The organism is Streptomyces sp. NPDC098789, from assembly GCF_044759975.1.
Lineage (GTDB): Bacteria > Actinomycetota > Actinomycetes > Streptomycetales > Streptomycetaceae > Streptomyces.
The window spans coordinates 482,995-490,061 of the sequence record NZ_JBIWAJ010000005.1; the positions used below are offsets into that span (position 1 = coordinate 482,995).

General features: G+C 71.9%; 8 protein-coding genes. All 8 read right to left on the reverse strand.

Annotation, left to right across the window (positions count from 1 at the left end; all coding sequences use genetic code 11):
• Positions 1 to 160: 160 nt before the first annotated feature.
• A complete protein-coding gene (locus ACIQWR_RS14535) occupies positions 161 to 1,180 on the reverse strand; it encodes a lysophospholipid acyltransferase family protein (RefSeq protein ID WP_404008457.1) in 1,020 nt (339 codons plus the stop codon).
• Entirely contained in the window at positions 1,180 to 2,277 is a 1,098-nt protein-coding gene (locus ACIQWR_RS14540; RefSeq protein WP_404008460.1) for an NAD-dependent epimerase/dehydratase family protein, read from the reverse strand. The genes ACIQWR_RS14535 and ACIQWR_RS14540 overlap by 1 nt, the downstream gene beginning before the upstream one ends.
• 91 nt (positions 2,278 to 2,368) lie before the next feature.
• Entirely contained in the window at positions 2,369 to 2,467 is a 99-nt protein-coding gene (locus ACIQWR_RS14545) for a 30S ribosomal protein bS22 (protein WP_003948845.1), read from the reverse strand.
• Between the two features lie 152 nt (positions 2,468 to 2,619).
• Positions 2,620 to 2,829 (reverse strand): helix-turn-helix domain-containing protein, encoded by a 210-nt coding sequence (locus tag ACIQWR_RS14550; protein ID WP_008738568.1) that lies wholly within the window; start codon positions 2,827 to 2,829, stop codon positions 2,620 to 2,622.
• Positions 2,830 to 2,970: 141 nt separating this feature from the next.
• Positions 2,971 to 3,786, reverse strand: coding sequence for a phosphatase (locus tag ACIQWR_RS14555; RefSeq protein WP_404008463.1), 816 nt, complete (start codon positions 3,784 to 3,786; stop codon positions 2,971 to 2,973).
• 105 nt (positions 3,787 to 3,891) lie between these two features.
• Positions 3,892 to 5,040 (reverse strand): acetoin utilization protein AcuC, encoded by a 1,149-nt coding sequence (locus ACIQWR_RS14560; RefSeq protein WP_404008516.1) that lies wholly within the window; start codon positions 5,038 to 5,040, stop codon positions 3,892 to 3,894.
• The gene (locus ACIQWR_RS14565; protein ID WP_404008466.1) at positions 5,012 to 6,253 is read right to left on the reverse strand and encodes an MFS transporter; all 1,242 of its coding nucleotides are present in this window, start codon (positions 6,251 to 6,253) and stop codon (positions 5,012 to 5,014) included. Before ACIQWR_RS14565 ends, ACIQWR_RS14560 begins: the two co-directional genes overlap by 29 nt.
• Before the next feature lie 43 nt (positions 6,254 to 6,296).
• On the reverse strand, positions 6,297 to 6,950 hold the full coding sequence (locus ACIQWR_RS14570) for an HAD family hydrolase (RefSeq protein ID WP_404008468.1): 654 nt from the start codon (positions 6,948 to 6,950) through the stop codon (positions 6,297 to 6,299).
• Between the last annotated feature and the right edge of the window lie 117 nt (positions 6,951 to 7,067).

Here is a 7,067-nt window from a genome sequence, read left to right on the forward strand (position 1 = left end):
CGGGCGCGGGGATTTCCCCGCCCCGCCCGGGCCCGGGGCCGGGGGGCCGGGCGGGGGCACAAGGGGCTCCACGCCCCCCGGCCCCCGGTGGGGGGGGGGGGGGGGGGCCCCCCCCCCCCGCCGGCCCTCCGCCATGCCTCGACGCGCTTGAAGGACGTGCCTAGAAGAAGACCGACCGCCGCTGCACCAGCAGCTTGTACAGCGTGTGCTGGATCTGCTCCCGCACCTGGTCCGTCAGGTTGAACATCAGCATCGGGTCCTCCGCCGCCTCCGGCGGATACCCGTCCGTGGCGATCGGCTCGCCGAACTGGATCGTCCACTTCGTCGGCAACGGCACCGCCCCCAGCGGCCCCAACCACGGGAAGGTCGGGGTGATCGGGAAGTACGGGATCCCGAGCAGCCGCGCCACCGTCTTGGCGTTGCCGATCATCGGGTAGATCTCCTCCGCCCCCACGATCGAGCACGGCACGATCGGCGTCCCCGCCCGCAGCGCCGTCGACACGAAGCCCCCGCGCCCGAACCGCTGGAGCTTGTAACGGTCCTCGAAGGGCTTCCCTATCCCCTTGAAGCCCTCGGGCATCACCCCGACCAGCTCCCCGGCCTCCAGCAGCCGCTGCGCGTCCTCCGCGCACGCCAGGGTGTGCCCGGCCTTGCGCGCCAGCTCGTTGACCACCGGCAGCATGAACACCAGGTCCGCCGCCAGCAGTCGCAGGTGCCGCTGCGCGGGGTGGTGGTCGTGCACCGCGACCTGCATCATCAGGCCGTCCAACGGCAACGTCCCGGAGTGGTTGGCCACGATCAGCGCGCCACCCTCCTTCGGGATGTTCTCGATGCCCTTGACCTCGACCCGGAAGTACTTGTCGTACACCGGCCGCAGCACCGACATCAGGACCTGGTCGGTCAGCTCCTTGTCGTACCCGAAGTCGTCGACCTCGTAGTCACCGGTGACCCGGCGCCGCAGGAAGGCCAACCCGCCCGCGAGCCGCCGCTCCCACCCGCTCGGGGCGGCCGGCGCGGGCACGGCGGACACCGCGCCCGACACCGCGTCCGGATCGGCCGCCACGGACCCGGCGGCCACGACGGGCCCCGCCCCGGCATCGGGTGCGGTCACCGCCCGGACCCGCCGGGCCCGCCGCCGCGGACGGTCCTCGTCGAACGGAATGACCTTGGCGTCCGCCACTATCGCTGCGCTCCCTCTTCGGCCGCGGATCCGGCTCCGGACCCGGTTCCTGCCACGGCGACGTCGACCTTCAGCGCGCCCGCCACCCGGTCCACGGCCCGCGCCGCCCGCTCGGGCGGCAGCAGCCCGTTCCCCCGGCTCCGCGCGAAGTCCGCGAAGGTCTCGGCGGTCGTGTACATCGGCTTGAATCCCAGCACCTCGCGCATCTGCGAGGTCTCCACGACCCGCCCGTGCGTGAGCAGTCTGGTCTGTTCCGGCGAGAAGTCGGTGACCCCGACCGCCTTCAGCGCGGAGCCCACCCACGTGAGCGCGGGCAGCGGCAGCGCGATCGTGGGCCGGCCCAGGCGCCGCGAGCACTGGGACAGCAGCAGGACGCCGTCCCCCGCGATGTTGAAGGTGCCGCTGTTCAGGGTGCCGCGCCGGGGCTCCCCCGCCGCCAGCCGCAGCACGTCGAGCACGTCGTCCTCGTGGACGAACTGGAGCCTCGGGTCGTAGCCGAGCACGGTCGGCATGACCGGCATCGAGAAGTACTCGGCGAGCGCCGAATCCGCGAAGGGCCCCAGGATGTTGGCGAAGCGCAGGACGCACACGGCCACGTCGGGCCTGCGGCGCGCGAAGCCGCGCACGTAGCCCTCGACCTCGACCGCGTCCTTCGCGAAGCCCAGGGCGGGCAATGACTTGGGTTGGGTGGTCTCGCTGAAGACGGCCGGGTCCCGCGGAGCCGCCCCGTACACGCTCGTACTGGACTTCACGACCAGGCGCCGCACCGTCGGGGACTTCTGGCAGGCCCCGAGGAGCTGCATCGTCCCGATGACGTTCGTTTCCTTCACGGCGCTCCCCGCGCCGCCCGCGCCCACACCACCGCCGCCGGTGACCGCGAGGTGCACCACGGTGTCCACGGCGTACTCGGCCAGTACCCGGGCGATCGCCGACTGCCGGATGTCCGTCCGGACGAACTCGGCCGACCCCAGCCGGTGCGGCGGGGTGCTCGCGTCCACCGCGATCACCCGCTCGACTTCCGGGTCGCGCTGGATCCGGCGTACGAATCGGCCCCCCAGCTGCCGGGCTGCCCCGGTCACGAGCACGACCTTCCCCACTGCTCAGCGCCTCCCTCGTCGTACCCCGGCTGCACCACAGCCCCTCCACCAGGATGGTGGAGGGGCTGTGGAAAACACGTACAGCTGCCGTTTACTTCTTGTTACGGCGCTGAACGCGGGTGCGCTTGAGCAGCTTGCGGTGCTTCTTCTTAGCCATCCGCTTGCGCCGCTTCTTGATAACAGAGCCCACGACTACCCTCGCTCACTTCTCGGAACATCCCCACGCTAGCGGGGATCGGTGCGGGGCGTCTGGGCCCACACGACCTACGTCGGCCTAGCCTACCCGCCAGAACTCTGAGCCCGTAATCCGAGGGTGGCCGACGGTGTCCGGGGACGTCAGTCTCAGGCCGACTCCACCCCCACATAGGACTCTCGGAGGTACTCGTGGACCGCGTTCTCGGGGACCCGGAAGGACCGGCCCACCCGGATCGCGGGCAGATGACCGTTGTGCACCAGCCGGTACACGGTCATCTTCGACACTCGCATCACCGAGGCGACCTCCGCCACGGTCAGGAACTGAACCTCACTGAGAGGCCTCTCGCCAGCAGCCATGACACACCTTTGACCTTCCGCGCATGACGGGCACCGGCTTCCCCTCCGGTTACGCCCCGTCGTCGCACGCTCACTCCCCAGAGTAGGGGCGGGTGATACGAGTGGGGAAGAGGAGCTACAGGCACCAGTCCCGGCCACACCTCAGTCCGCGAGCCCCGCCCGCCCCAACACGTACCGCGTGAGCGGACGGTAGTAGTCCGAGCGCACCGCGTCATCAAGCGGAACCACGGCGCACACGCTCCCCTCGGCCTCGCCGACGAAGGGCGCGGGGTCGTCCGTATCCGCCAGCCCGATGGCCGCGAAGCCCAGCTGACCTGCCCCGCAGACCCAACCGTGATCCCCCACCACCAGTTCCGGAAGCGGCCCTCCGGACTCCGCCAAGGCGCCCAACGCGATCCGAACCGGCAGCGGCGAATGACTGTGTGCGCCGGTGGCGCCCCCCACCGGCCGCACGCCCGGCTCCCGTACCAGCGCGACCCCCCGTACGTACTCAAGGCGGTGCGTGCGTACGCCGAACCGCGTGGGAATGTCCACGGACACCCCCTGCGCCGGGGTGAGGACGACACATCCCACCGCCGACAAGGCACTGGCCAATGCGGCGTAGAAGCCCAGGAGCCGGTGCGGATGGCCGGTGCCGAACAGCACGGGGGCCCGGGTCAGCGCCGCCTCCCGCAACCGCCCCGCGAAGGCGTCCAGCCCGGCCAGCGTCCGCTCGGGATCGATCACGTCCGGGCCACTGACGTGCCCTGGATCCGCCGAGACCCCGCACCGGTCCGCCATCAGCCGCAGCAGATCGGGCTGCGCCCACCCCCCTCGCGGGTCGAGCCCGAGCAGCGCCCGCGGATCGCGGGCGGCGAACAGCCGGTAGCTGCGCAGGCTCTCCTCACGGGAGGTGGCGACGGGCCCGGCCAACCGGGCGGCCAGCAGATGCGCACGCAGGGCGCCGGTGCTCAACACCCCTCCGATGCTGCCGCACCCGATCCGACGGATCATCAATTCAAGGAAAGCGCCCCACAGTTGGCCTAATGTCGCACTTGCGCGAAGACCCCTGCGAGCGCTGGGTCAGGTCAGCATCCCGCGCAGCGGGAAGACCGCCCGCCGGGTCGCCAGCACCGCCTGGTCGATCCGGTCCGCCGGGTCGTACCCCGACTCCCACTCCCGCCACTCGGGCGTGCGCCCGTCCGTCATCCGGGCCGGGGCCAACTGCCGCGTCCGCGCGTACGCCTCGTCGCGCCACGACGCCGGGACCGCCGACGCCGGGTCGAGCGGCCGGTGCGCGGCGATCGCGACCAGGTGCGTCCAGGAGCGCGGTACGACGTCCACGATCGCGTACCCACCGCCGCCGAGGGCGAGCCACCGCCCGTCCGCGTGGGCGTGGGCGAGCTCGTGGCAGGCCTCCTGCACGGCCCGCTGGGCGTCCAGCGACACCGCGAGGTGGGCGAGCGGGTCCTCGAAGTGCGTGTCGGCGCCGTGCTGGGTCACCAGCACCTGCGGCCGGAAGTCCGCGAGCAGCTCGGGCACCACGGCGTGGAAGGCCCTCAGCCACCCCTCGTCCCCGGTCCCGGCCGGCAGCGCGATGTTCACGGCCGAGCCCTCGGCGGCGGGCCCGCCGGTCTCCTCGGGCCAACCGGTCTGCGGGAACAGGGTCCGCGGATGCTCGTGGAGGGAGACCGTGAGCACCCGCGGGTCGTCCCAGAAGGCCGCCTGCACGCCGTCCCCGTGGTGCACGTCCACATCCACGTAGGCGACCCGCTCGGCCCCCAGCTCCAGCAGCCGCGCGATCGCGAGGGCTGCGTCGTTGTAGACGCAGAAGCCGGCCGCGCCACCCGGCATCGCGTGGTGCAGCCCGCCCGCGAAGTTCACGGCGTGCGCCGCCTCCCCGCGCCAGATCGCCTCCGCCGCGGCCACCGACTGCCCCGCGATCAGCGCCGAGGCCTGGTGCATCCCGTGGAAGGCCGGATCGTCCACGGTGCCCAGACCGTACGAACCGTCGGCGACCCCGGGGTCGGCGGAGACCTCCCGCACCGCGGCGACGTAGTCCTCGCGGTGGACCAGCCGCAGCGTGGAGTCACCGGCCGCCTTGCCGGCGCGCACCTCCACCTCCCGGTCGAGCCCGAAGGCCCGCACCAGGCCCATGGTCAGCGCCAGGCGCACCGGATCCATCGGATGGCTGGGCCCGAAGTCATACTTCGTTACCGCCTCGTCCCACATCAACAGCCCTGTCACTGACTCGCCGCTCATGCCCGCCACCGTATCGGGCGCCCTCCGCGGCGAACGACCGGGCGTAGAGGAGTGTGACGAGGACCAACGCCATCGGGACGAGCATGGCCCCCCGGTAGCTCCACGCGTCGCCGAGCGCGCCCACCAGTGGCGCCCCGACCAGGAACCCGACGTAGTTGAAGATGTTGAGCCGCGCGATGGCCGTGTCGGAGGCGGTGGGGAAGAGGCGGCCCGCCGCGGCGAAGGTCTGCGGCACGATCACGCAGAGCCCGATCCCGAGCAGGGTGAAGCCGAGCATCCCGATCCACGCCCCGGGCGCGCCGGCCACCACGGCGAAGCCGCCCGCGGCGATGACGGTCCCGGCGCGCACGACGGCCACCGCGCCGAAGCGCCGCACCCCGAGGTCACCGACGGCCCGCCCGATCAGGGTCATCACCATGTAGACGTTGTAGGGGACGGTGGAGAGCTGCTCGGAGCTGCCGAGCACGTCCTTGAGGTACTTGGCGCCCCAGTTGGAGACGGTCGAGTCCCCGATGTAGGCGCAGGCCATCACCAGGCAGAGCGGCAGCAGCAGCTTGAACCCGCCGGTGCCCAGTCCCTTCGCCGCCTCGGCGGGCCCCGTGTCCGCCCGGTCGGCCGCGCGCTGGTCGACGTAGTACCGGCTGCCCACGAAGGCGAGCGGCAACAGCACCACCACGGCCGGCAGGTAGCTGGTGAAGAGGGACAGGTGCCAGTGCGCGCCCGCCCACGCGGCGGACGCGCCGACGATCCCGCCGAGGCTGTACGAGGCGTGGAAGCCCAGCATGATGCTGCGGCCGTAGGTCCGCTGGAGGCTGACCCCGAGCATGTTCATCGAGGCGTCCAGCGCGCCCACCGCCAGCCCGAACGCGCCGAGCGCGAGGGCGACGTGCCACATCTGCGTCCCGGCGCCGGCGCCGAGGAGCGCGAGCAGGACGAGCGGCTGCGCCCAGCGCAGTACGGTGCTGGGCGCGACCCGCTTCACCAGGTGCTCGGTCCCCACGCTCGCCACCCCGGCGAGGACGGGGACGGCGGCGAGGAAGGCGGGCAGGAGGCCGTCGGATATCCCGTACTGGTCCTGGATCGCGGGGATCCGGGTCACCAGCAGGGCGAAGGTCACGCCCTGCACGAAGAAGCTGAAGCCCAGGGACCCTCGTCCACGGCGCAGCCGCACGTCTGCTGTCATGGCGGCTCAGCGTAGGCGCGGGTGCTACCCGTGGGTAGAGCGATCACATATCGAGTTGGAGAAGCCCCGGGAGCTCCTTCATCTCGCCGAACAGGCCGGTGGCGCCCGCGAGCCGTTCGCCCGGGGTCATCGCGGTGAAGCCGAAGACGTCCATCCCGGCCGCCCGGGCCGCCCGCACCCCGAGCGGGCTGTCCTCGACGACGACGCAGCGCGCGGGTTCGACTCCCATCCGCGCGGCGGCGTGCAGGAACAGGTCCGGGGCCGGCTTGCCCTTGCCGACGTCCTCGGAGCTGAAGATCCACTCTTCTTCGAACCACTCGTTGAGTCCGGTGGTGCGGTGCCCGACCCGGATCCGCTCGTGGCTCCCGGAGGAGGCGAGGCAGTACGGGATCCCGCGCGCGGTGAGCTCCTCCAGGACCTCCACGGCTCCCGGGACGGGCCGCAGTTCCCGCGCGAAGGCGGCGAACACCCGGGCGTGCAGGGTGTCGTCGAAGTCCTCGGGCAGCCGCTCCCCGGTCCGCTCCAGGATCGTGTCGTGCACCCGGTGCACCGCGGCCCCCATGTAGTCGCGCAGGGACTCCTCGTAGGAGGTGGGGTGCCCCAGCTCCGTCAGGTACCCGGAGAGGATGGTGTTGGAGAGCGGCTCGCTGTCCACCAGCACGCCGTCGTTGTCGAAGATGACGAGGTCGTAGCTCATGCACCCGACCCTACGTATTTCTGGTCCGGAACGCAGAAAAGCCCCGCACCATAAGGTGCGGGGCTTTCCCGGAAAAATTGTTCGGCGGCGTCCTACTCTCCCACAGGGTCCCCCCTG